Annotated in this window: 23 protein-coding genes; 21 read left to right on the plus strand and 2 right to left on the minus strand. The window is 52.1% G+C overall.

Features of this window, described 5'->3' with window-relative positions; all coding sequences use genetic code 11:
- Positions 1-209 precede the first annotated feature (209 nt).
- From lrhA to RHD99_RS06990, 21 genes are all read left to right on the plus strand, one after another.
- Positions 210-1,145 (plus strand): transcriptional regulator LrhA, encoded by a 936-nt coding sequence (gene lrhA, locus RHD99_RS06890; RefSeq protein ID WP_309878097.1) that lies wholly within the window; start codon positions 210-212, stop codon positions 1,143-1,145.
- 639 nt (positions 1,146-1,784) lie between these two features.
- Positions 1,785-2,273: an NADH-quinone oxidoreductase subunit NuoA gene (nuoA, locus tag RHD99_RS06895; RefSeq protein ID WP_309878099.1), complete on the plus strand. Its 489-nt coding sequence runs from the start codon at positions 1,785-1,787 to the stop codon at positions 2,271-2,273.
- A gap of 97 nt (positions 2,274-2,370) precedes the next feature.
- Positions 2,371-3,045, plus strand: coding sequence for an NADH-quinone oxidoreductase subunit NuoB (gene nuoB, locus RHD99_RS06900; protein WP_183270010.1), 675 nt, complete (start codon positions 2,371-2,373; stop codon positions 3,043-3,045).
- An 89-nt stretch (positions 3,046-3,134) separates the two neighbouring features.
- Positions 3,135-4,946, plus strand: coding sequence for an NADH-quinone oxidoreductase subunit C/D (gene nuoC, locus RHD99_RS06905; RefSeq protein WP_183270009.1), 1,812 nt, complete (start codon positions 3,135-3,137; stop codon positions 4,944-4,946).
- Between the two features lie 2 nt (positions 4,947-4,948).
- Positions 4,949-5,449 (plus strand): NADH-quinone oxidoreductase subunit NuoE, encoded by a 501-nt coding sequence (gene nuoE, locus RHD99_RS06910; protein ID WP_183270008.1) that lies wholly within the window; start codon positions 4,949-4,951, stop codon positions 5,447-5,449.
- The gene (nuoF, locus tag RHD99_RS06915; protein WP_183270007.1) at positions 5,446-6,786 is read left to right on the plus strand and encodes an NADH-quinone oxidoreductase subunit NuoF; all 1,341 of its coding nucleotides are present in this window, start codon (positions 5,446-5,448) and stop codon (positions 6,784-6,786) included. The genes nuoE and nuoF overlap by 4 nt, the downstream gene beginning before the upstream one ends.
- A 266-nt stretch (positions 6,787-7,052) precedes the next feature.
- Positions 7,053-9,776 (plus strand): NADH-quinone oxidoreductase subunit NuoG, encoded by a 2,724-nt coding sequence (gene nuoG / locus RHD99_RS06920; protein WP_309878104.1) that lies wholly within the window; start codon positions 7,053-7,055, stop codon positions 9,774-9,776.
- A complete protein-coding gene (nuoH, locus tag RHD99_RS06925; RefSeq protein ID WP_183270005.1) occupies positions 9,773-10,750 on the plus strand; it encodes an NADH-quinone oxidoreductase subunit NuoH in 978 nt (325 codons plus the stop codon). Before nuoG ends, nuoH begins: the two co-directional genes overlap by 4 nt.
- 14 nt (positions 10,751-10,764) lie before the next feature.
- Complete coding sequence (gene nuoI, locus RHD99_RS06930) at positions 10,765-11,307, plus strand: NADH-quinone oxidoreductase subunit NuoI (protein ID WP_121268553.1); 543 nt, start codon at positions 10,765-10,767, stop codon at positions 11,305-11,307.
- Between the two features lie 12 nt (positions 11,308-11,319).
- Positions 11,320-11,877, plus strand: coding sequence for an NADH-quinone oxidoreductase subunit J (gene nuoJ, locus RHD99_RS06935; RefSeq protein WP_183270004.1), 558 nt, complete (start codon positions 11,320-11,322; stop codon positions 11,875-11,877).
- Positions 11,874-12,176, plus strand: coding sequence for an NADH-quinone oxidoreductase subunit NuoK (nuoK, locus tag RHD99_RS06940; RefSeq protein WP_309878105.1), 303 nt, complete (start codon positions 11,874-11,876; stop codon positions 12,174-12,176). Before nuoJ ends, nuoK begins: the two co-directional genes overlap by 4 nt.
- Positions 12,173-14,014, plus strand: coding sequence for an NADH-quinone oxidoreductase subunit L (gene nuoL, locus RHD99_RS06945; RefSeq protein ID WP_183270003.1), 1,842 nt, complete (start codon positions 12,173-12,175; stop codon positions 14,012-14,014). Before nuoK ends, nuoL begins: the two co-directional genes overlap by 4 nt.
- 117 nt (positions 14,015-14,131) lie before the next feature.
- Positions 14,132-15,661 (plus strand): NADH-quinone oxidoreductase subunit M, encoded by a 1,530-nt coding sequence (nuoM, locus tag RHD99_RS06950; protein WP_183270002.1) that lies wholly within the window; start codon positions 14,132-14,134, stop codon positions 15,659-15,661.
- Between the two features lie 6 nt (positions 15,662-15,667).
- Positions 15,668-17,125, plus strand: coding sequence for an NADH-quinone oxidoreductase subunit NuoN (gene nuoN, locus RHD99_RS06955; protein WP_309878107.1), 1,458 nt, complete (start codon positions 15,668-15,670; stop codon positions 17,123-17,125).
- 98 nt (positions 17,126-17,223) lie between these two features.
- The gene (locus RHD99_RS06960) at positions 17,224-18,180 is read left to right on the plus strand and encodes a YbgA family protein (protein WP_309878108.1); all 957 of its coding nucleotides are present in this window, start codon (positions 17,224-17,226) and stop codon (positions 18,178-18,180) included.
- A gap of 12 nt (positions 18,181-18,192) precedes the next feature.
- On the plus strand, positions 18,193-19,632 hold the full coding sequence (gene phrB, locus RHD99_RS06965) for a deoxyribodipyrimidine photo-lyase (protein ID WP_309878110.1): 1,440 nt from the start codon (positions 18,193-18,195) through the stop codon (positions 19,630-19,632).
- The gene (locus RHD99_RS06970) at positions 19,622-20,365 is read left to right on the plus strand and encodes a type 2 GTP cyclohydrolase I (protein WP_309878111.1); all 744 of its coding nucleotides are present in this window, start codon (positions 19,622-19,624) and stop codon (positions 20,363-20,365) included. The genes phrB and RHD99_RS06970 overlap by 11 nt, the downstream gene beginning before the upstream one ends.
- A 20-nt stretch (positions 20,366-20,385) precedes the next feature.
- Entirely contained in the window at positions 20,386-21,042 is a 657-nt protein-coding gene (gene pxpB / locus RHD99_RS06975; protein ID WP_309878112.1) for a 5-oxoprolinase subunit PxpB, read from the plus strand.
- Positions 21,036-21,968 (plus strand): 5-oxoprolinase subunit PxpC, encoded by a 933-nt coding sequence (gene pxpC, locus RHD99_RS06980; protein WP_309878113.1) that lies wholly within the window; start codon positions 21,036-21,038, stop codon positions 21,966-21,968. The genes pxpB and pxpC overlap by 7 nt, the downstream gene beginning before the upstream one ends.
- 18 nt (positions 21,969-21,986) lie before the next feature.
- The gene (gene nei, locus RHD99_RS06985; RefSeq protein WP_309878115.1) at positions 21,987-22,778 is read left to right on the plus strand and encodes an endonuclease VIII; all 792 of its coding nucleotides are present in this window, start codon (positions 21,987-21,989) and stop codon (positions 22,776-22,778) included.
- A 180-nt stretch (positions 22,779-22,958) separates the two neighbouring features.
- Complete coding sequence (locus RHD99_RS06990) at positions 22,959-23,579, plus strand: hypothetical protein (RefSeq protein WP_309878116.1); 621 nt, start codon at positions 22,959-22,961, stop codon at positions 23,577-23,579.
- Between the two features lie 90 nt (positions 23,580-23,669).
- On the opposite strand, the gene gltA is transcribed toward RHD99_RS06990, so the two are convergent.
- Together gltA and RHD99_RS24065 are read right to left on the minus strand one after the other, a co-directional pair.
- Positions 23,670-24,956, minus strand: a complete 1,287-nt coding sequence (gltA, locus tag RHD99_RS06995; protein WP_183269993.1) for a citrate synthase — start codon at positions 24,954-24,956, stop codon at positions 23,670-23,672.
- A gap of 208 nt (positions 24,957-25,164) precedes the next feature.
- Positions 25,165-25,323 (minus strand): hypothetical protein, encoded by a 159-nt coding sequence (locus RHD99_RS24065; RefSeq protein WP_445344425.1) that lies wholly within the window; start codon positions 25,321-25,323, stop codon positions 25,165-25,167.
- Between the last annotated feature and the right edge of the window lie 200 nt (positions 25,324-25,523).

A 25,523-nucleotide genomic window follows, 5' to 3' on the forward strand; every position in this document is an offset into this window, starting at 1 on the left:
TCAGTATAATATCCCCAGGGTTAAGTGTGTCGCATTATTGATTCGCATTCGCCTGAGGGCATGAAAATAAATAAGTCAGAACGACTGTCAGGATGACGGTGCTCCCCATCGGGAGGCGTTCTGTAAAAGGGAATTGCTTTATCTTTTTGATAAATCACAGCAATAAAACTAAGGCAGACTCGTAAGAGCAACCTACTAGTGAAAAAATTATGATTAACGCAAATCGTCCGATACTTAATCTCGACCTCGATCTGCTCAGGACTTTTGTTGCCGTAGCGGATCTGAATACTTTTGCCGCTGCTGCTGTTGCGGTATGCCGTACTCAATCGGCTGTAAGCCAGCAGATGCAGCGTCTTGAACAATTGGTAGGAAAGGAACTTTTTGCCCGTCATGGACGTAATAAATTGCTGACCGAGCACGGTATTCAGCTCCTTGGTTATGCGCGAAAGATTTTGCGTTTTAATGATGAAGCTTGTACTTCGCTAATGTTCAGCAATTTGCAGGGCGTATTAACGATTGGGGCATCTGATGAAACCGCGGATACCATTCTGCCGTTTCTGCTCAATCGGATAAGCTCGGTTTACCCAAAATTGGCGTTGGATGTGCGTGTTAAACGTAATCCGTTTATGGTTGAAATGCTCGATCAGCAGGAAGTGGATTTAGTTGTCACCACGTCGAAACCTGCGCATTTTGAATCCATTGTTTTACGAACTTCGCCAACATTATGGTACTGCGCTGCTGATTACGTCTTCCTGAAAGGTGAAACGGTGCCTTTGGTTGTGCTCGATAATCCGAGCCCATATCGGGATATGATGATTGAGCAATTGAATGCGGCCCGCATTCCGTGGCGTATTGCCTATGTTGCTTCGACGCTTTCTGCCGTTCGCGCTGCGGTTAAAGCAGGGCTTGGGATTACCTCCCGTCCGGTAGAAATGATGAGTCCAGAGCTACGCGTGCTGGGAAGCGCCGATGGTTTGCCGGCCATGCCTGATACGCAATACATGCTGTGCCGTAATCTGCAAACCACCAATGATTTAGCGCAGGCTATTTTTAGCGCTCTGGAAATCAACCCGAATCCATATCGTTACATGGCTTCTTCTGATGAAGATGGTGACACGGTGTTACTGGAAGGCGATTTCGAGTAACGCTATAGCGGTAAAGCGGATTTGTTAGTAACAAATTATGAAATTCAAAAACAGGTCATTGGGTGCTATTTTTGCCTCAATGGCTTGTTTTTTAATCAGTGTACCTTGGGTTTATTGCTTTTTTGTAAAAACGTCTTTTAAAACAATCTGTTTTCCATCTCTCATCCTACCTGCTTTCCCCATACATCCTGGGAATCAAAATCGCTTCAAATGTTAAAATAAAGGCTGCAATGTTGTTGGTTTTTGATATGAATTAACAGAAGCGTGTCTCAGATCAAGAAAATACTCCCTATAGGGGGGATGAATAGTTGAGATTTCCTGCCAAAATAGAGCAGTAGTTATTTTTTTCCTCCATAACGGACACGATTCACCTTCATTGAAAACGAGTTAGTAACGCGACGTTACCAGCTTTTAACGCATTAAATGTTAATGAAGTTGCTGTCATGTAAATTAATGTGTGGATACTTTTGTTAAAGTTGACAAAAGGTTATAGAAAGGAGTAAAAAACCCCATCAATTTGCTGGTAAAGTTCTGATTCTGGCACTAATTGTAAGGTTAATTGTTCCTCCCCATGAATCGATGTGGTGTTCATCTGCCAGCAAGAGCAGAGACTTTGGCGCCACTTTTGATGAGTAAGCAATGAGTATGTCAACATCCACTGAAGTTATCGCTCATCACTGGGCGTTCGCAGTCTTTCTTATTGTTGCCGTAGGCCTGTGTTGCGTAATGCTTCTCGGGGCCTGGTTCCTTGGCGGGAGAGCTAAGGGTCGGCACAAAAACACTCCCTTCGAGTCAGGTATCGACTCAGTTGGTACAGCGCGCTTACGTCTATCCGCTAAGTTCTACTTGGTTGCCATGTTCTTCGTTATCTTTGACGTGGAAGCCTTGTATCTCTACGCGTGGTCGGTTTCTGTTCGTGAAAGCGGATGGATAGGTTTCGTTGAGGCCGCAATTTTCATTTTTGTGCTACTGGCAGGCCTAGTGTATTTGGTGCGCATTGGCGCGCTTGATTGGACTCCTGCGCGTTCGCGCCGTACCCACATCAACCCAGAAACTGACAGTCTCACTAACCGTCATACCCAAGATGCTCTGAATCCTTCAGCAAGTAGCAAGGCGATCAGTGAGTAAGTTTCCACGCGCTTACTTGAGTAAGTGATTGGGATTTAAGAACGCAGGCAACACAGCTACAACCTGAAGAAAGACGAGTATAAAGCGAGGCAATAAGATGGACTATACGCTCACCCGCATAGACCCCAACGGTGAGAATGACCGTTACCCCCTGCAAAAACAGGAGATCGTAAGCGATCCTCTTGATCAAGAAATCAACCGTAGTGTGTACATGGGCAAGCTCGAGCATGCCATGCACGATATGGTGAACTGGGGTCGTAAAAACTCAATTTGGCCTTATAACTTTGGCCTTTCTTGCTGCTACGTTGAGATGGTGACTTCGTTTACCGCCGTACATGACGTGGCACGTTTCGGTGCCGAAGTACTGCGTGCATCTCCGCGTCAGGCCGACCTGATGGTTATCGCAGGAACCTGCTTTACCAAAATGGCTCCCGTCATTCAGCGCCTTTACGATCAAATGCTCGAGCCAAAATGGGTGATCTCGATGGGTGCTTGCGCCAACTCAGGCGGCATGTACGACATCTACTCTGTGGTGCAAGGTGTGGATAAATTCCTGCCAGTGGATGTTTACATCCCAGGTTGCCCACCGCGGCCGGAAGCTTACATGCAAGCACTGATGCTGCTGCAAGAGTCCATTGGCAAAGAGCGTCGTCCACTGTCCTGGGTGGTTGGCGATCAAGGTGTTTATCGCGCCAACATGCAATCAGAGCGTGAACGTAAACGTGGCGAGCGTATTGCTGTCACCAACTTGCGGACACCAGACGAGATTTAATATGCGCCTGTGGGCAGTGTGAGTTTACTTCGCATATCAATAATACTAGCGCGAAGCCACTGCTGACAGTCACCACAGTACCATTTGCAATGGTGAGAATTATGACCGATTTAACTGCGCATGATGCCAACCAGCAAGCCTGGCAAACCCGAGACCATTTAGATGATCCGGTAATTGGCGAACTGCGTAACCGTTTTGGGCCGGATGCCTTCACTGTTCAGCCAACCCGCACTGGTGTTCCAGTCGTCTGGGTTAAGCGTGAACAACTGCTGGAAGTGGGCGATTTCTTAAAGAAACTCCCGAAACCCTACTCCATGCTGTTCGACTTACACGGCATGGACGAACGTCTCCGTACTCACCGCAACGGTTTACCGGCTGCGGATTTTTCCGTTTTCTACCACCTGATTTCTATCGATCGCAACCGCGACATCATGCTCAAGGTGGCGCTGTCCGAAAACGATCTGAACGTGCCTACTTTCACCAAACTGTTCCCGAACGCGAACTGGTATGAGCGTGAAACCTGGGAAATGTTTGGCATCAACATTGTTGGCCACCCGCACCTGACGCGCATCATGATGCCACCAACGTGGGAAGGCCACCCGCTGCGTAAAGATTATCCGGCGCGTGCCACAGAGTTCGATCCGTTTGAATTAACCAAACAGAAAGAAGACCTCGAGATGGAAGCGCTGACCTTCAAGCCTGAAGAGTGGGGCATGAAGCGCAGCAGCGAGCATGAAGACTTCATGTTCCTGAACCTGGGTCCAAACCACCCATCGGCTCACGGTGCATTCCGTATTGTCCTGCAACTCGACGGTGAAGAAATTGTCGATTGCGTTCCGGACATCGGTTACCACCACCGTGGTGCTGAGAAAATGGGCGAGCGTCAGTCCTGGCACAGCTACATTCCGTACACCGACCGTATCGAATACCTCGGCGGCTGCGTAAACGAAATGCCATACGTGCTGGCGGTTGAAAAACTGGCGGGCATCAAGGTTCCTGAGCGTGTTGACGTTATCCGCGTCATGCTGTCTGAACTGTTCCGTATTAACAGCCACCTGCTGTATATCTCCACGTTTATTCAGGACGTGGGTGCGATGACCCCGGTGTTCTTCGCCTTTACCGACCGTCAGAAAATTTATGACCTGGTCGAAGCGATTACCGGTTTCCGTATGCACCCAGCCTGGTTCCGTATCGGCGGTGTCGCTCACGACTTGCCAAACGGTTGGGAGCGCTTGCTGAAAGAGTTCCTCGACTGGATGCCAAAACGTCTGGATTCCTACGAGAAAGCCGCGCTGCGCAACACCATCCTGAAAGGTCGTTCCCAGGGCGTTGCCGCGTACGGTAAGAAAGAAGCGCTGGAGTGGGGTACCACTGGTGCTGGCCTGCGTGCAACCGGTGTCGACTTCGATATCCGTAAAGCGCGCCCATATTCTGGTTATGAAAACTTTGACTTCGAAATCCCGGTTGGCGGTGGCGTCAGTGACTGCTACACCCGCGTGATGCTGAAAGTTGAAGAACTTCGCCAGAGCTTGCGCATTCTCGAGCAGTGTCTGAAAAACATGCCTGCTGGCCCGTTCAAAGCCGATCATCCGCTGACAACGCCGCCACCGAAAGAGCGTACGCTGCAACATATCGAAACCCTGATCACTCACTTCCTGCAAGTTTCGTGGGGCCCGGTCATGCCGGCTAACGAATCCTTCCAGATGATTGAAGCGACGAAAGGGATTAACAGTTACTACCTGACCAGCGACGGCAGCACAATGAGCTACCGCACCCGTATTCGTACCCCGAGCTTTGCGCACTTGCAGCAAATCCCGGCGGCGATTCGTGGCAGCCTGGTTTCTGACCTGATTGTCTATCTGGGTAGTATCGATTTTGTAATGTCTGATGTGGATCGCTAACTATGCACGATAAACAACAACCCCAGGCTGAAGCTTTTGAGCTGAGTGCGGCAGAGCGTGATGCGATTGAGCACGAAAAACATCATTACGAAGATGCTCGCGCGGCATCTATCGAAGCGCTGAAGATTGTCCAGAAACAGCGTGGATGGGTGCCTGACGGCGCTATTTACGCCATTGCCGAGGTTCTGGACATCCCTGCCAGCGACGTAGAAGGTGTTGCCACATTCTACAGCCAGATTTTCCGCCAACCGGTCGGTCGCCACGTTATTCGCTATTGCGATAGCGTGGTTTGCCATATTACCGGTTACCAGGGCATTCAGTCGGCTATCGAAGCAAAACTGAACATCAAACCGGGTCAAACCACGTTTGATGGTCGCTTTACCCTGCTGCCAACTTGCTGTCTGGGCAACTGCGACAAAGGGCCGACCATGATGATTGATGAGGATACTCACAGCCATCTGACGCCGGAAGCGATCCCTGATTTGCTGGAGCAGTACAAATGAAAACCATTATTCGTACTGCCGAAACCCATCCGCTGACCTGGCGGTTGCGCGATGACAAACAGCCTGTGTGGTTGGATGAATATCGCAGCAAAAACGGCTACGAAGGTGCTCGTCTTGCGTTGACGGGTCTCGCGCCAGATGAAGTCGTTAATCGGGTTAAAGACGCCGGCCTGAAAGGGCGCGGCGGTGCGGGCTTCTCCACTGGTTTGAAGTGGAGCCTGATGCCGAAAGACGAATCCATGAACATTCGTTACCTGCTGTGTAACGCCGATGAAATGGAGCCGGGCACTTATAAAGACCGCTTGCTGATGGAGCAACTGCCGCACCTGCTGGTGGAAGGCATGCTGATTTCTGCGTTCGCACTGAAAGCGTACCGCGGTTACATCTTCCTGCGTGGCGAGTATATCGAAGCGGCTGTGCATCTGCGCCGTGCGATTGCTGAAGCCACCGAAGCGGGTCTGCTTGGCAAAAACATCCTCGGTTCGGGTTTTGATTTCGAGCTGATCGTGCACACCGGTGCCGGGCGTTATATCTGTGGTGAAGAAACCGCACTGATTAACTCCCTGGAAGGCCGCCGTGCGAACCCACGTTCTAAACCACCATTCCCGGCATCAAGCGGCGTATGGGGTAAACCGACCTGCGTAAACAACGTCGAAACGCTGTGTAACGTACCGGCGATTCTGGCTGATGGCGTGGAGTGGTACCAGGGTATTTCTACCAGTAAAGATGCTGGCACCAAGCTGATGGGCTTCTCGGGTCGCGTTAAGAATCCTGGCGTTTGGGAATTACCGTTCGGCACTACCGCACGCGAAATTCTTGAAGATTACGCGGGTGGCATGCGCGATGGCCTGAAATTCAAAGCCTGGCAGCCGGGCGGGGCAGGGACTGACTTCCTGACCGAATCGCATCTTGATCTGCCGATGGAATTTGAAAGCATTGGCAAAGCGGGTAGCCGTCTGGGTACGGCGCTGGCGATGGCCGTTGACCATGAAATTGGTATGGTGCCGCTGGTTCGCAATCTGGAAGAGTTTTTTGCCCGTGAATCTTGTGGCTGGTGTACACCTTGCCGTGACGGTTTACCGTGGAGCGTAAAAATTCTGCGCGCACTGGAGCGTGGCGAAGGCCAACCTGGGGATATCGAGACACTTGAGCAACTGTGTCGTTTCCTTGGGCCGGGTAAAACCTTCTGTGCGCATGCGCCAGGTGCGGTTGAACCGTTGCAGAGTGCGATTAAATATTTCCGCGAAGAATTCGAAGCAGGCATTGCCAAACAAGATTTCGGTAACACTCGTGCCATTCAGGGCATTCAACCGAACTTGTTAAAAACGCGCTGGTGATAGACAACTTTTCACCCTCACCCTAGCCCTCTCCCTGAGGGAGAGGGAATTATCCGGTTCCCCTTCTATTGGGGGGGCGGGATTGTCCGGTTTCCCCCTTCTCTTGGGGGACGGGATTGTCCGGTTTCCCCTTCTCTTGGGGGGCGGGATTGTCCGGTTTTCCCCCTCTCCTGGGGGAGAGGGCCGGGGTGAGGGCGATAGTTATTCGCACAAGAATTTTTGATTAACGCCTGAGCTTATTCAGGCCAACTGGAAGCATGCTGACTATGGCTACGATTCATGTAGACGGCAAAGAATATGAGGTAAACGGGTCTGACAACTTGCTGCAAGCTTGTCTGTCGCTCGGTCTCGATATTCCTTATTTTTGCTGGCACCCGGCGCTCGGAAGCGTCGGTGCTTGCCGCCAGTGCGCGGTGAAGCAATATCAAAACGCAGAAGATAATCGTGGTCGTCTGGTGATGTCTTGTATGACACCTGCCTCTGACGGGACGTTTATCTCCATTGACGATAGCGAAGCGAAAGAATTCCGTGAAAGCGTTGTGGAATGGTTGATGACTAACCACCCGCACGACTGTCCGGTCTGTGAAGAGGGCGGCAACTGCCACCTGCAAGATATGACGGTTATGACCGGCCATAGCTTCCGTCGCTACCGCTTCACTAAACGTACTCACCGTAACCAGGATCTCGGCCCGTTCATCTCTCACGAAATGAACCGCTGTATCGCCTGCTACCGCTGTGTGCGTTACTACAAAGATTATGCCGATGGCAAAGACCTGGGCGTTTATGGCGCACATGACAACGTCTACTTCGGTCGTCCTGAAGACGGTACGCTTGAGAGCGAATTCTCCGGTAACCTGGTAGAAATCTGCCCGACCGGCGTGTTCACGGACAAAACGCACTCCGAGCGATACAACCGTAAATGGGACATGCAGTTTGCACCAAGCATCTGCCAGCAGTGCAGCATCGGCTGTAACACCAGCCCTGGTGAGCGCTACGGTGAATTGCGTCGTATCGAAAACCGTTACAACGGCACCTTGAACCACTACTTCCTGTGCGACCGTGGCCGCTTTGGTTATGGCTACGTGAACCTGAAAGACAGGCCGCGTCAGCCGATCCAGCGTCGTGGTGACGATCTCATCACCCTGAATGCTGAACAGGCGATGCAAGGTGCGGCAGATATTCTGCGTCAGTCGAAGAAAGTGATCGGTATCGGTTCCCCGCGTGCCAGCGTAGAAAGCAACTTTGCTCTGCGTGAACTGGTGGGGGCAGCCAACTTCTACACCGGTATCGCAACCGGTGAGCAAGCGCGCCTGCAATTGATGCTCAAAGTGCTGCAAGAAAGTGGCGTTCATACTCCGGCGTTGCGTGAAATCGAATCCTACGATGCCGTTCTGGTACTCGGCGAAGACATTACACAAACCGGTGCGCGCGTTGCGCTGGCTGTGCGTCAGGCTGTGAAAGGTAAAGCGCGCGAAATGGCAGCAGCACAGAAAGTGGCTGACTGGCAGATTGCGGCCATCCTGAACATTGGCCAGCACGCTAAACATCCGCTGTTCGTTACTAATATCGACAGCACTCGTCTGGATGACATCGCCGCGTGGACTTATCGTGCGCCGGTTGAAGATCAGGCGCGTTTAGGTTTTGCCATTGCCCATGCGCTGGACAGCAACTCCCCAGCCGTTGAACTGGATCGTGACCTCAAAAACAAAGTCGATGTCATTGTTCAGGCACTGGCGGGTGCCAAAAAACCGCTGATCGTTTCCGGGACTAACGCCGGTAGCGAAGCGGTTATGCAGGCAGCAGCAAACGTTGCTAAAGCGCTGAAAGGCCGTGGAGCTGATGTCGGTATCACGATGGTCGCTCGTGCGGTGAACAGCGTAGGCCTCGGTCTGATTGGCGGCGGTTCGCTTGAAGAAGCGCTGAGTGAGCTGGAAAGCGGTGCAGCCGATGCGGTTGTGGTGCTGGAAAACGATCTGCATCGCCATGCTTCTGCGGCTCGCGTTGACGCGGCACTGAGCAAAGCTCCGCTGGTGATGGTTATTGACCATCAGCGTACAGCGATTATGGACAAAGCCCATCTGGTGCTTTCTACCGCAAGCTTTGCTGAAAGCGACGGAACGGTGATTAACAACGAAGGCCGCGCACAGCGTTTCTTCCAGGTTTATGACCCGTCTTACTATGACCATTCGATTGTCATGCTCGAAAGCTGGCGTTGGTTGCACTCCCTGCACAGCACGGTTGAAAGCCGTGAAGTGGACTGGACGCAGCTTGATGATGTTATTGATGCCTGCGTGAAAGCGTTGCCACAATTGGCTGGGATTAAAGATGCGGCACCTGATGCCAGCTTCCGTATCCGTGGTCAGAAACTGTCACGTTCACCTATCCGCTCCAGTGGACGTACTGCAATGCGCGCCAATATCAGTGTGCATGAACCGCGTCAGCCACAGGATAAAGACACCATGTTCTCCTTCTCTATGGAAGGGAACAACAGTCCGTCTGCCAATCGTCAGCAGATCCCATTTGCATGGGCACCAGGCTGGAACTCACCGCAAGCATGGAACAAGTTCCAGGCCGAAGTGGGCGGCAAACTGCGTCATGGCGATCCGGGCGTGCGACTGATTGAAGCGTCTGAAACGGGCATTGATTACTTTGACTCCGTGCCGGAAATCTTCCAGGCAGAAGAAGGTAAATGGCGTATTGCGCCTTACTATCATCTGTTTGGCAGCGACGAAATGTCCCAGCGTTCTCCGATTTTCCAGAGCCGAATGGCTGAGCCTTACATCAAGCTCAATCCGGCAGATGCTGCAAAACTGGGCGTGAATGCAGGAAGCCTGATTTCGTTTAGCTATGAAGGCCAAACACTGAGTCTGCCGCTGCAACTTTCCGAAGGGCTGGCAGCAGGGCAGGTTGGTTTACCGATGGGTATGCCTGGCATTGCTCCGGTACTGGCGGGTGCGCGTCTTGAAAATCTCCAGGAGGCTGGCCAATGAGTTGGTTAACACCGGATGTTATCGACATTCTGCTGAGCATTCTCAAAGCGGTCGTTATCCTGTTGGTCGTGGTGACATGCGGTGCGTTCATGAGTTTTGGTGAGCGCCGCTTGCTGGGTCTGTTCCAGAACCGTTACGGACCTAACCGTGTTGGCTGGGGCGGCTCGCTCCAGCTCGTCGCGGACATGATCAAAATGTTCTTTAAAGAAGACTGGACTCCGCGCTTTGCGGACCGCGTCATCTTTACCCTGGCACCAATGATTGCCTTCACCTCGCTGTTGCTGGCCTTTGCTATTGTGCCTGTCAGCCCAAGCTGGGTCGTTGCTGACCTGAACATTGGTATTTTGTTCTTCCTGATGCTGGCAGGTCTTGCGGTTTACGCCGTCCTGTTTGCTGGCTGGTCGAGCAACAACAAATACTCGCTGTTAGGCGCGATGCGTGCTTCTGCGCAAACGCTCAGCTACGAAGTGTTCCTGGGTCTGTCCCTGATGGGGGTTGTTGCTCAGGCCGGTTCGTTCAATATGGGCGATATCGTGGATAACCAGGCCAACTTGTGGAACGTGATTCCGCAGTTCTTTGGCTTCGTCACCTTCGCTATCGCAGGCGTGGCAGTTTGTCACCGTCACCCATTTGACCAACCTGAAGCAGAGCAAGAACTGGCAGATGGTTACCACATCGAATATTCCGGCATGAAGTTTGGCCTGTTCTTCGTGGGTGAATACATCGGCATTGTGACTGTTTCAGCCTTGATCGTGACCCTGTTCTTTGGTGGCTGGCATGGCCCGTGGTTACCACCGTTCATCTGGTTCGCGCTGAAAACCGCGTTCTTCATGATGATGTTCATTTTGATCCGTGCATCATTACCTCGTCCGCGTTATGACCAGGTGATGTCGTTTGGCTGGAAAATCTGCCTGCCGTTGACACTGGTCAATTTGCTGGTGACCGCTGCGGTCATTCTCTATCAGGCACCATAAGGGGTGAAAAAACCATGACATTGAAAGAGTTAGTGGTTGGTTTCGGCACCCAGGTACGCAGTATCTGGATGATCGGTCTGCACGCGTTTGCCAAACGCGAAACGCAGATGTATCCGGAAGAGCCAGTGTATTTACCACCACGCTACCGTGGCCGCATCGTGCTGACGCGCGATCCGGACGGCGAAGAGCGTTGTGTTGCCTGTAACCTGTGTGCGGTAGCTTGTCCGGTCGCCTGTATCTCTTTGCAGAAAGCAGAAACTAAAGATGGCCGCTGGTATCCAGAGTTTTTCCGTATCAACTTCTCGCGCTGCATTTTCTGCGGCTTGTGCGAAGAAGCGTGCCCAACAACGGCAATTCAGCTTACTCCAGACTTCGAGCTGGGCGAGTTTAAGCGTCAGGATTTGGTGTACGAAAAAGAGGACCTGCTGATTTCCGGTCCGGGTAAATACCCGGAATATAACTTCTACCGGATGGCAGGTATGGCAATCGACGGCAAAGATAAAGGCGAAGCGGAAAACGAAGCTAAGCCTATCGACGTCAAAGGCCTATTACCTTAAAGGAGCAAGGCAATGGAATTCGCTTTTTATATTTGCGCAATCATCGCGGTTGGAACCACCTTGCGTGTTATCACGCATACCAACCCGGTGCATGCCTTGCTGTATCTGATCATCTCATTGCTGGCTATCTCCGGGGTGTTCTTCTCCCTGGGGGCCTACTTTGCCGCAGCGCTTGAGATTATCGTCTACGCCGGCGCCATCATGGTGTTGTTCGTCTTTGTGGTAATGATGCTAAACCTCGGTGGTGCCGTCGTTGAACAAGAGCGTAACTGGCTCAAGCCGCAGTTGTGGATTGGCCCCGGCGTTTTGTCAGCCATCCTGCTGTCGGTGTTGGTGTACGCGATCCTCAGTCTGAATGACCAGGGAATCGACGGGACATCTGTCAGTGCTAAAGAGGTCGGTATCGCGTTATTTGGACCGTACGTTCTGGCAGTGGAATTAGCCTCAATGCTGCTGCTGGCGGGTCTGGTTGTTGCATTCCACCTCGGTCGCGAAGACCGTCCGGGTGAAGTGCTGAGTAATCGCCAGGCTGACGCGGCGGCGAAAAGAAAAACGGAGGAGCACGTATGATTCCGCTGCAACATGGACTAATCCTCGCGGCTATCTTGTTCGTACTTGGGCTGACTGGGCTTGTGATTCGTCGCAACTTACTTTTCATGCTGATTAGCCTGGAAGTGATGATTAACGCGGCAGCACTCGCGTTTGTGGTCGTCGGGAGTTATTGGGGCCAGGCTGACGGCCAGGTGATGTATATACTCGCGATTAGCTTAGCTGCCGCCGAAGCCAGTATTGGCCTCGCACTGTTATTGCAGCTCCATCGTCGTCGCCAGAACCTGAATATCGATTCAGTAAGTGAGATGCGTGGATGAACCTTCTCTGGTTAACCATTCTTTTGCCATTTATTGGTTTTTTATTGTTGGCGTTCTCTCGTGGTCGTTGGTCAGAAAATCTTTCTGCCACGGTTGGGGTCGGCTCGATTGGTCTTGCGGCGTTAGTCACTGCGATTGTCGGGTTTGACTTCTTTAACAACGGGCAACAAGCCTTTACCCAGCCGTTGTGGACCTGGATGTCAGTCGGCGATTTCAATATCGGCTTCAATCTGATCCTCGACGGTTTGTCACTGACGATGCTGTCAGTGGTGACAGGCGTCGGCTTCCTGATCCACATGTACGCATCCTGGTATATGCGCGGAGAAGAGGGGTATTCTCGCTTCTTCGCCTACACCAACCTGTTTATCGCCAGCATGGTGGTTCTGGTTCTTGGTGACAACCTGCTGCTGATGTACCTCGGTTGGGAAGGGGTAGGTCTGTGCTCGTATCTGCTGATTGGTTTCTACTACACCGATCCGAAGAACGGCGCTGCCGCCATGAAAGCATTCGTTGTGACCCGTGTCGGTGACGTATTCCTCGCGTTCGCGTTGTTCATTCTTTACAACGAACTGGGCACGCTAAACTTCCGCGAAATGGTTGAACTGGCGCCGCAGCACTTTGCGCAAGGTAACCAAATGCTGACCTGGGCAACGCTGATGCTGTTAGGCGGTGCGGTGGGTAAATCTGCACAGCTTCCACTGCAAACATGGCTTGCGGATGCGATGGCAGGCCCAACGCCAGTTTCAGCGCTGATCCACGCGGCCACCATGGTCACCGCGGGTGTCTACCTGATTGCGCGTACTCATGGCTTGTTCTTGCTGACGCCTGAAGTACTGCATTTGGTTGGCATCGTGGGTGCCGTTACGCTGGTGATGGCAGGTTTTGCTGCCCTGGTGCAAACCGATATCAAACGTGTGCTGGCGTACTCGACCATGAGCCAGATTGGCTACATGTTCCTGGCGCTGGGTGTACAAGCGTGGGATGCGGCGATTTTCCACCTGATGACGCACGCTTTCTTTAAAGCGTTGTTGTTCCTGTCATCCGGTTCGGTGATCCTTGCCTGCCACCACGAACAAAACATCTTCAAAATGGGTGGCCTGCGTAAGTCCATTCCGCTGGTGTATGTCTGCTTCCTGGTCGGTGGTGCGGCCTTGTCTGCATTACCTCTCATTACCGCAGGCTTCTTCAGTAAAGATGAGATTCTGGCCGGTGCGATGGCGAATGGTCATATCAACCTGATGGTTGCAGGTCTGGTCGGTGCGTTTATGACCTCGCTGTATACCTTCCGTATGATCTTCATCGTCTTCCACGGTAAAGAGCAGATTCACGCTCACGCGGTTAAAGGCATTACTCACCACTTGCCGCTGATTGTGTTGCTGGTGCTGTCCACGTTCGTTGGCGCAATGATTGTTCCGCCATTGCACGGTGTTCTGCCTGCCACCACTGAGCTGCCACACGGTAGCGTGCTGACCCTTGAGATTACCTCAGGCGTTGTGGCTATTGCCGGTATCTTAATTGCTGCGTGGCTGTGGTTAGGCAAACGCACTTTGGTCACCGCCATTGCAAACAGCGCGCCGGGCCGCTTCTTCGGTACCTGGTGGTTCCATGCCTGGGGCTTCGATTGGCTGTACGACAAAATCTTTGTTAAGCCATTCATGGGCATCGCCTGGTTGCTTAAGAGCGATCCGCTGAATTCAATGATGAACATTCCGGCAGTTCTTTCACGCCTGGCAGGCCGCGGCCTGTTGGTGAGTGAGAATGGTTATTTACGCTGGTATGTGGCCTCAATGAGTATCGGTGCGGTCGTGATTCTGGGCTTGCTGCTGGTCTTGCGCTAACTCCGTACATTTCCCCCTCTCCTTCCGGGAGAGGGCTGGGTGAGGGGTAATTCCTTCTCCTGGCTAAGGGAAAGTGAGTGATGTTTTGGTTTATTTTGACTTAGGGACACAAATGCCATGCTATTACCCTGGCTGATACTCATCCCCTTTATTGGCGGCTTCTTCTGCTGGCAGACTGAACGCTTCGGCGTAAAAGTGCCGCGTTGGATTGCGCTGGTAACGATGGGACTGACACTGGCTCTTTCACTGCAACTGTGGCTATCCGGCGGTTACTCGCTGACGCAATCCGCAGGTTTGCCGCAGTGGCAGTCTGAATTTATCCTGCCGTGGATCCCGCGTTTTGGGATTGAGATCCATTTAGCAATTGATGGCTTGTCATTGCTGATGGTCGTGCTTACCGGCCTGCTCGGTGTGCTGGCGGTACTTTGTTCCTGGAATGAAATCGAAAAATATCAGGGCTTCTTCCACCTCAACCTGATGTGGATCCTCGGTGGCGTTATCGGCGTGTTCCTTGCCATCGATATGTTCCTGTTCTTCTTCTTCTGGGAAATGATGCTGGTACCGATGTACTTCCTGATTGCACTGTGGGGCCACAAAGCCTCTGACGGGAAGACACGTATCACCGCTGCAACCAAGTTCTTCATCTACACCCAGGCAAGCGGCCTGGTGATGTTGATTGCGATCCTTGGGCTGGTGTTTGTGCACTACAACGCGACCGGCGTTTGGACCTTTAACTACGAACAACTGCTGCATACCGAAATGTCCCACAGCGTACAGTGGCTGTTGATGCTGGGCTTCTTCATTGCATTTGCGGTGAAAATGCCTGTCGTTCCATTGCACGGTTGGTTGCCAGACGCGCACTCCCAGGCACCAACAGCGGGTTCTGTTGACCTCGCAGGTATCTTGCTGAAAACCGCGGCCTACGGCCTGCTGCGTTTCGCACTTCCCCTGTTCCCTGAAGCGTCTGCTGAATTTGCGCCAATCGCCATGTGGCTGGGTGTTATCGGCATCTTCTACGGCGCGTGGATGGCCTTCGCACAAACAGATATCAAACGTCTTATCGCTTACACCTCCGTTTCCCACATGGGCTTCGTGTTGATTGCTATTTATACCGGCAGCCAGTTGGCCTACCAGGGGGCGATTATCATGATGATTGCGCATGGTTTGTCTGCGGCGGGTATGTTCATCATCTGTGGTCAGCTTTACGAGCGTTTGCACACTCGCGATATGCGCCTGATGGGCGGCCTGTGGAACAAAATCAAATGGCTGCCAGGTTTGTCGATGTTCTTCGCAGTGGCAACCCTCGGGATGCCAGGTACGGGTAACTTCGTTGGCGAATTCATGATTCTGTTCGGCAGCTTCCATGTTGTGCCAGTGATTACGGTTGTCTCGACCTTCGGTCTGGTGTTTGCCTCGGTTTATTCTCTGGCGATGCTGCATCGTGCTTACTTCGGTAAAGCAAAAAGCGAAATCAGTGATAAACAACTGCCAGGCATGTCGCTGCGCGAGTTCTTTATCATTCTGTTGCTGGTGGTGTTGTTAGTCCTGTTGGGCTTCTACCCGCAGCCAATTCTGGATACTTCGCATGCTGCGATGAGCAATATTCAGCAGTGGTTTACCAGTTCAATTCCAACTACAAGGCCGTAATTCGCCATGACTATAACTCCTCAACAATTGATCGCGCTGCTACCGCTGCTCGTCGTCGGATTGACGGTGGTGGTTGTGATGCTCTCCATAGCGTGGCGACGCGACCATTTTGTCAATGCAACACTCGCTGTTATCGGCCTTAACGCTGCGTTAGTTTCGCTGTGGTTTGTAGGGCAGGCTGGAGCCATGGACGTCACGCCGCTGATGCGTGTTGATGGCTATGCGATGCTCTACACCGGGCTGGTTTTGCTGGCAAGTCTGGCAACCTGTACGTTTGCTTATCCGTGGTTGCAGGGTTACACCGACAACCGCGAAGAGTTTTACCTGCTGGTGCTGATTGCGGCACTGGGCGGTATTCTTCTGGCAAACGCCAACCACCTGGCGGCGTTGTTCCTCGGCATTGAATTGATCTCACTGCCGCTGTTCGGTCTGATTGGTTATGCCTTCCGACAAAAACGCTCGCTGGAAGCCAGCATCAAGTACACCATTCTGTCTGCTGCAGCATCTTCATTCCTGCTGTTTGGTATGGCGCTGGTGTACGCGGAATCGGGCGACCTGTCGTTTGTGGCTCTCGGTAAGAGCCTGGCAGACAACATGTTGCACGAACCGCTGCTGCTTGCTGGTCTGGGCCTGATGATTGTTGGCCTTGGCTTTAAACTGTCTCTGGTTCCGTTCCACCTGTGGACGCCAGATGTTTACCAGGGCGCTCCGGCTCCGGTATCCACTTTCCTGGCAACTGCCAGCAAAATCGCCATCTTTGGTGTGGTGATGCGTCTGTTCCTCTATGCGCCAGTCGGTGATAGCGAAGCGGTTCGCGTGGTGCTCGGGATTATTGCCTTCATCTCCATCCTGTTCGGTAACGTGATGGCGTTGAGCCAGACCAACATCAAACGTCTGTTGGGTTACTCGTCCATCTCTCACCTCGGCTATTTGATGGTGGCACTGATTGCCCTGCAAAGTGGCGATATGTCGATGGAATCGGTGGGTGTTTATCTGGCCGGTTACCTGTTCAGCAGCCTCGGCGCGTTCGGTGTGGTCAGCCTGATGTCCAGCCCATACCGTGGCCCGGATGCAGATTCTCTGTACTCCTACCGTGGTCTGTTCTGGCATAAACCGATTCTGTCTGCGGTGATGACCGTGATGATGCTGTCACTGGCCGGTATCCCAATGACATTAGGCTTCATCGGTAAGTTCTACATCATTGCCGTCGGCGTTCAGTCTCACCTGTGGTGGTTGACCGGTGCTGTGGTGTTGGGTAGTGCGATTGGTTTGTACTACTACCTGCGTGTGACGGTGAGTTTGTACCTGAATGCGCCGCAACAGCTTACCCGTGATACCCCAGGAAACTGGGCATTCACCGCAGGCGGTGTTGTGGTTCTGATCTCCGCTGTGCTGGTGCTGCTGCTGGGTGTTTACCCGCAACCGCTGATCAGCCTGGTGCGTTTGGCAACACCGATGATGTAAATGATTTCTGCTGCAGACGAAGGCTACCCAATCGGGTAGCCTTTTTTGTTTTACACGCTTGCTACACTTAGATGTGTACACGCTTAAAGGGGTAAGTCATGAGCGACAAAATTAATATTGGCATCAGCGCTTGCTTACTCGGGGAAAATGTCCGGTTTGACGGCGGGCATAAACGGCTGGCCTTTGCCGTCAATGAACTGGCTCCGTGGGTGCATTTTGAGCCTGTTTGCCCTGAAATGGCGATTGGTTTACCTACGCCCCGGCCTGCTTTACGACTGGTAAAACAGGATGATGGCGAAATCGCGTTGCGCTTTAGCAACCACAGTGAAGGGGATTTAACGCAGGCGATGCAGCAATTTTCCTCGCGGCGGGTTGCCGGGCTGGACCATCTTTGCGGTTATATCGTTTGTGCGAAATCCCCAAGCTGTGGCCTGGAGCGGGTGAGGGTTTACGAAACTGAAGGGAATAATAATCGTAAAAGTGGCACCGGGATTTTTACTGCCGAGTTGAAACGACAGCTACCGTGGTTGCCGGTCGAAGAGGACGGGCGTTTATATGACCCTGCTATTCGCGAGAACTTTGTCGAGCGCATTTATACGCTTTATGAGCTTAATAAATTACACAAATTTGGCCTGACGCGCGGTGGACTTATCGGTTTTCACAGCCGTTATAAATTACTGCTGCTGGCACATTCCCAGCCGCAGTATCGGGAACTGGGGCGGTTTGTGGCGGATATCGAAAGCTGGGATTCGCTGGATGACTTTTTCGTTGAGTACCGTACGCGTCTTATGGCTTTGCTCGAGCACCAGGCGACGCGCCGTAACCACACTAACGTGCTAATGCATGTACAAGGATACTTCCGTCGCCAGTTAAATTCTCGCCAGCGACAGGAGCTCTCAGGGCTTATCGACCGCTATCGCCAGGGGACCCAACCTTTACTGGCTCCCATCACCTTGTTAAAACACTATATGGCAGAATATCCTGACGCTTATCTGGCGCAGCAGCGCTATTTTGAGCCTTATCCCGAAGCGTTACGTTTGCGCTACGGAAATTAAATATGGAGTTGTATGGCCACCCATCTGGTCTGGTTTCGCAATGATTTACGAGTGAATGACAACCTGGCGCTGGCTGCGGCGTGCCGCGATCCTCATGCTCGCGTGGTGGGGATTTTTCTCGCCACGCCTGAACAATGGCAGCAACACGATATGTCGCCCCGCCAGGCGGAGTTCATATGGCAGCATTTGCAATGCCTGCATGCCGCCCTTGCTGCGCGCGGTATTGAACTGCACATCCATCAGCTTAATGACTTTGCGGATTGTGTTGAATACCTGAAAAGCTTCTGCGAAACGCAGAAAGTGGATGCGCTATTTTATAACTACCAATACGAACTGAATGAACGAAAGCGGGATGCTGTCGTTGAAAAAACGCTGGATGTTGATGTGGTGTGCCAGGGTTTTGATGACAGCGTTTTATTACCGCCCGGTAGCGTGACCACCGGTAATCACGAAATGTACAAAGTGTTCACGCCGTTTAGTCGGGCATTTATCAAGCGACTGCATGAAGGTTTACCTGAGTGCGTCGCGCCACCAAAGGCACGTAGCGCCGCCTTGCCTGATAACGAAAAACTCACCCCGTTTGATTACCCTCGTCAGCCTGTAGACGCAAATCTATTTCCTATTGGTGAGCAGCAAGCGATAAACCAGTTACGTCAATTCTGCCGCCAGCCGGTGGCGGATTATGGCGAGCAGCGCGATTTCCCGTCTGTTGACGGAACCAGCCGCTTATCGGCCTATCTTGCCATTGGTGTACTGTCACCGCGCCAGTGCTTACACCGTTTACTGAAAGAACACCCGCAGGCGCTGGATGGTGACGCCGGGGCAATCTGGTTAAATGAGCTCATCTGGCGTGAGTTCTATCGACACTTGCTGGTGGCATACCCCAAACTCTGCCGTCATCAGCCGTTTATCCCATGGACGGATAACGTCAGCTGGCAGCAAGATGAACAGCAGTTCATTGCCTGGCAGCAAGGGCAGACGGGTTATCCGATAGTGGATGCGGCAATGCGTCAGCTAAACACAACGGGTTGGATGCACAACCGCTTACGAATGGTGGTGGCGAGTTTTCTGGTCAAGGATTTATTGATCGACTGGCGGCAGGGTGAACGCTACTTTATGTCACAACTGATTGATGGTGATCTGGCTGCAAACAACGGCGGCTGGCAGTGGGCAGCCTCGACAGGGACTGACGCCGCACCTTATTTTCGTATCTTTAACCCGACCACCCAAGGCGAGCGATTTGATAAGAAAGGTGAATTTATACGCCAGTGGTTGCCAGAACTGGGTATTGTGCCTGATCAATATATTCATACCCCATGGATTTGGGCCGAAAAACAGCAACTGACGCTGGACTATCCGCATCCCATTGTTGAACATAAACAGGCACGTATAGCGACACTCGCCGCTTATGAAGTGGCCCGTAAACCTGAAGAGAAAGAACATGAAAAATAGCGAACTGGAACGCCTGATTAACGAGAAACTCAACAGCGCCGCCATCAGCGATTACGCGCCAAATGGTTTGCAGGTCGAGGGGCGCGAAGAAGTCCGCAAAATCGTCACGGGCGTGACGGCAAGCCAGGCGCTCATTGACGAAGCCATTCGCCAGCAAGCCGACGCCGTCATCGTTCACCATGGTTACTTCTGGAAAGGTGAATCACCGGTAATTCGTGGCATGAAACGCAATCGCCTGAAAGCCTTGCTCAGTAACGACATCAATCTCTACGGCTGGCATTTACCGCTTGATGCGCATCCTCAGTTGGGCAATAACGCGCAACTCGGGGCGCTACTGGGGATTGAAACCAAAGGTGAAATCGAGCCGCTGGTGCCTTGGGGCGAGTTTTCAACGCCGCTTTCTGGCGTGGAGTTAGCGTCATGGATTGAGATGCGCCTTGGCCGCACGCCGCTGTGGTGTGGCGATACTGGCCCTGATCAAATTCGCCGCGTCGCCTGGTGTACTGGCGGTGGGCAGAGCTTTATAGATAGCGCGGCACGTTTTGGTGTCGATGCGTTCATTACTGGCGAGGTTTCAGAGCAAACTATTCATTCTGCGCGTGAACAGGGGCTGCATTTTTATGCGGCTGGGCATCATGCCACTGAACGCGGCGGCATCCAGGCACTGAGTGACTGGCTGAACAGCGAAACTGATTTGGACGTGACGTTTATAGATATTCCAAACCCGGCATAGCGCAAAACCAAGGAGCAAAAGTGCAAAGAGCACGGTGTTATCTGTTAGGCGAAAGTGCAGTGGTTCTTGAGCTGGAACCGCCTGTATCGCTAGAAAGTCAGCAACGCATCTGGGGATTAACGCAACGACTGATGGAAGCGCCTGGTGTTTTGGACGTGATTCCTGGGATGAATAACATCACCGTGGTACTACGCGAGCCACAAAGCCTGGCGCTGGATGGCATTGAACGTATTCAACGCTGGTGGGAAGAGAGTGAGGCGATAGTGCCTGAATCCCGACGCATTGAGATTCCGGTTATTTATGGCGGAAGTTGCGGCCCTGATCTCCAGGATGTCGCCAAACATTGCGGGCTATCACCCGCGCAGGTGGTGGAGCAGCACTCATCAGTTGAGTACATCGTCTATTTCCTCGGTTTCCAGCCTGGTTTCGCCTATCTCGGCGGGCTGGCACCGTCTCTTGAGACGCCACGACGGGCTGAACCGCGTTTAATCGTGCCTGCCGGTTCTGTGGGGATTGGTGGCAGCCAAACGGGGATTTATCCGCTTTCGACCCCTGGAGGCTGGCAAATTATCGGCCAGACTTCCGTACGGTTATTCAATCCGGCAGATGAAATACCAACATTATTGACTCCGGGTGATACCGTCCGTTTCGTGCCTCAAAAGGAGGGCGTGTGCTGAAAATTATTCGTGCAGGAATGCACATGTCGGTGCAGGACACCGGGCGTTATGGATACCGGCAGTTAGGCGTGAGCCGTTGCGGTGCGCTTGATGCACCGGCACTGCAAATGGCGAATTTGCTGGTAGGTAATGCGCCAGAAAGCGCTGCGCTAGAAATCACATTGGGAAATTGTGTTGTCGAGTTCACGCAAGAAGGGTGGTTTGCGTTAACGGGAGCGGGCTGTCATGCGGAGCTGGATGGCCATGCCGTATGGACGGGCTGGCGATTGCCGGTTAAAGCGGGTCAGCAATTACGCCTGAAAGTGCCTGAGCGTGGGATGCGCAGCTATCTTGCTGTTGCAGGCGGGTTGGATGTTCCTAAAGTCCTGGGTTCTTACAGCACCGATGTGAAAGCGCAAGTCGGTGGTATCGAAGGGCGGTTGCTCAAAGATGGCGATGAAATTGCTCAACTGCCTGCTACGCGACATTTCCGCGAAGCGCGTGGTGTGAAGCAACTTTTATGGGGAAACCGCATTCGTGCCCTGGAGGGACCGGAGTATCACGAGTTTACTCAACACGCTCAGGATGCGTTCTGGCGTTTGCCGTGGCAGTTGAGTCCGCAAAGTAACCGGATGGGTTATCGCTTGCAGGGACAACGCCTGGAGCGCACAACTGACCGCGAGTTACTCTCGCATGGATTGCTGCCGGGTGTTGTGCAGGTGCCACATAATGGTCAGCCTATCGTGCTGATGAATGATGCGCAGACCACAGGCGGGTATCCTCGGATTGCCTGCGTTATTGAAGCGGATATGTTTCATCTGGCGCAGTTACGGTTAGGTGAACCGATCCATTTCGTACACTGCACTCTGGAAGAGGCGCTTAAAGCGCGACGCGATCAGCAAATCTATCTTGAGCAGTTGGCCTGGCAATTGAACAACGAAGACTGATTTTTTAGGGATGATGTGATGCCTGAAGGCCCTGAAATTAGGCGAGCGGCGGATAAGCTTGAAGCCGCCGTTTTAGATAAAACGTTAACCGATGTCTGGTTTGCTTTTACTGAGCTGAAACCGTTTGAACCCACGTTGGTCGGGCAAAAAGTCGTGCGTATAGAAACTCGTGGCAAAGCCTTGCTGACGCATTTCTCCAACGGGAAAATCCTGTATAGCCACAACCAACTTTATGGTGTGTGGCGGGTGGTTAATAGCGGCGAACTCCCGCAAACAACACGGATACTGCGTGTAAAACTGCAAACGGCTGACAAATCGATTCTGCTCTATAGCGCGTCAGATATTGAGATGCTCGATTCGGAGAAACTGGCGGAGCATCCATTTTTAAAGCGAGTGGGGCCGGATGTGCTGGATATGACGTTGACGGCGCAACAGGTTAAAGAACGTTTATTGTCAGCCAGGTTTCGCAAGCGTCAGTTCAGCGGCTTGCTGCTCGATCAGGCATTTCTTGCGGGGCTGGGTAACTATCTGCGCGTTGAGATCCTCTGGGCGGTTCAATTACCTGGTCATCATAAAGCGCAGGATTTAACGGCGACACAGCTCGATAAACTGTCACACGCGCTGCTGGATATTCCACGGTTTTCGTATAACACGCGTGGCAATGTGGATGAAAATAAACATCATGGGGCGATTTTTAGCTTCAAGGTGTTTCATCGGGCAGGTGAAAAGTGCGAGCGTTGCGGTGGTGTGATTGAGAAAACGATGCTCTCATCAAGGCCATTTTACTGGTGTCCGGGTTGTCAGCATTAAATAATCTCGAGGATAACGTTTGTCTCATAGGGCGGGGGGCAATCAGGGGTTTTATCGAAAAATGGATAAAAGTGGATAACAGACTCCTCTGAGTCCGCTGACAGCGCATTCATCTCTCACAGGAGATCGAGTATATTGCGCCACAGAAAGCAAAAATCCCTTAAAGGAAGACCTCGCATTATGAGTTATCGTTTCACCCTGGCTGCCGTAGCAGCTGTTTTAGCCCTGACCGGATGCGCAAAATCAAAAAATGCCGACCAGGCACCGGCTTTCGATTTCGGCTCCTCGCGGGTGACCGTAACGCATATCCCGACGAAAACCGACGATGGCACCAAAATCTATGTGACCGTTGATGACAAAGATGCCGGCGCGCTGGGGACGGGTGAGAGCCTTGAGGTTCAACTGCCAGAGGGTAAACATAAAGTCGGCGGCTATGCCCGTTCGCTCATTGGCCGCGTGAATATATCGCCTGTTGAAGTGTCGACATCAAGCGATGTTGTCAGCCATGTGACCTATTCTGTTGCAAAGGGCAAACCGACCTTTATCGTCCGCGCATCAACCCCGGTTCCAAAACCGAAGTCAGAATCGATTCCTGCAGAGCCTGTCCCGGCGATGCCAAACCAAATTGAAGAGCCCGCTACGGTCGAACAGACGCAGCCTGCAACACCTGCCGCGACGCAGGAAACACAGGCGCCGAAAGTTACCGAGCTGACGCCAACCACTGAAGCGCCGATTGAAACGCAAACCACGACACCGCAGGGCGTGAACATCACTCATCTGACGGACAGCCCTCAGGCATAAGTTGGCTCTGGTCTGAAAAAACAAAACCCCGCGAAAACGCGAGGTTCGTCAGCGGCATTAAGCCCTCTTCGAAAGGAGAGGGCTTAAAGATTATTTCTTCAAATCAGATTTGAAATCGCGCTGTGCATAACCGGTATACAACTGGCGTGGACGGGCAATTTTAATGCCGTCGTCGTGCATTTCGTTCCAGTGAGCAATCCAACCAACCGTACGCGCCATCGCGAAGATAACGGTAAACATGGAAGATGGAATCCCCATCGCTTTCAGGATGATACCGGAATAGAAGTCCACGTTCGGGTAGAGTTTCTTCTCGATGAAGTACGGGTCGTTAAGCGCGATATGCTCAAGTTCCATCGCCACTTCCAGCAGGCTGTTATCTTTCAGATTCAGCTCTTTCAGAACTTCATGGCAAGTTTCACGCATCACAGTGGCACGCGGGTCGTAGTTTTTGTACACGCGGTGGCCAAAGCCCATCAGGCGGAAAGAGTCATTCTTGTCTTTCGCACGACGGATGAATTCCGGAATGTGTTCAACGCTGCTGATTTCTTCGAGCATCTTCAGAGCGGCTTCGTTTGCGCCACCGTGTGCGGGTCCCCACAGGGATGCGATACCGGCAGCAATACAGGCGAACGGGTTAGCGCCGGAAGAGCCTGCGGTACGAACGGTAGAGGTAGAGGCGTTTTGCTCGTGGTCAGCGTGCAGGATCAGAATTCGGTCCATTGCGCGTTCAAGAATCGGGTTAACTTCGTATTTCTCACACGGTGTGGAGAACATCATGTTCAGGAAGTTACCGGCGTAGGACAGGTCGTTGCGCGGGTAAACGAACGGCTGACCAATGGAATATTTGTAGCTCATTGCTGCCACGGTCGGCATTTTCGACAGCAGGCGGAATGCTGCGATTTCGCGGTGGCGCGGATTATTGACGTCCATTGCGTCGTGGTAAAACGCCGCCAGTGCGCCAGTCACACCACACATGACTGCCATTGGGTGTGAGTCACGACGGAAACCATGGAACAAACGGGTAATTTGTTCGTGGATCATGGTGTGACGGGTGACGATGGTTTTAAACTCTTCGTATTGTTCCTGAGTCGGTTTTTCGCCGTTCAGCAGGATATAGCAGACTTCAAGATAGCTGGAGTGGGTTGCCAGTTGATCGATTGGGAAACCACGGTGCAACAAGATGCCTTCATCACCATCGATAAAGGTAATTTTTGATTCACATGATGCAGTAGATGTGAAACCTGGGTCAAAAGTAAACACACCTTTAGAACCAAGACTACGGATATCAATTACATCCTGACCGAGTGTGCCTTTAAGCACATCCAGTTCCAGAGCATCATCACCGTTATAGGTGAGAGTTGCTTTTTTATCAGCCATTTACGGTCTCCTTAGCGCCTCATTTCATAAGACTGCGGGATACCTGATTTGCATTCAAACACAACCGTGTTCGTTACCCGTTTTTTATTTGCTCGTGGCTCTGTTTTGATTGTGTACAGCCAGGGTACAGAGCGATGGGCGCTTGCAGGTAACATATTCCACGCAGGCGAAAAAATCAGCAAATCAAGGTGTTAGCAGTCCATATCATTCAAACCTGTTTACCACTAATAACTGTCCTAATCGACCGGGTCAATACCGACACACTGTTACATAACTTATTCTCAGGTGAAAGGCTGACCCTATAACTTTTGCGAATTATACGGCTTTTCTGGCTCAGGTTGTAACAAGAATGTTTAACTTTTGTCAAATCAGATGATTAAAATTTAAAATAATGTTGTTATCGTGATCCTGCTCACTGTTCCGACTAAAACCCTTCAAACTATATGTAGGTTAATTGTAATGAATTTGTGAAGCGCCTATACTGCCGCCAGGTCTCCGGAATACCCTGCCACCGGGCGCCACCCAGCGTTGTAGCCAGTTTTTTGGCATCTGGATGTAGCTGTTTTT

The sequence above is a fragment of the Buttiauxella selenatireducens genome (assembly GCF_031432975.1).
GTDB classification, from domain to species: Bacteria; Pseudomonadota; Gammaproteobacteria; order Enterobacterales; family Enterobacteriaceae; genus Buttiauxella; species Buttiauxella selenatireducens.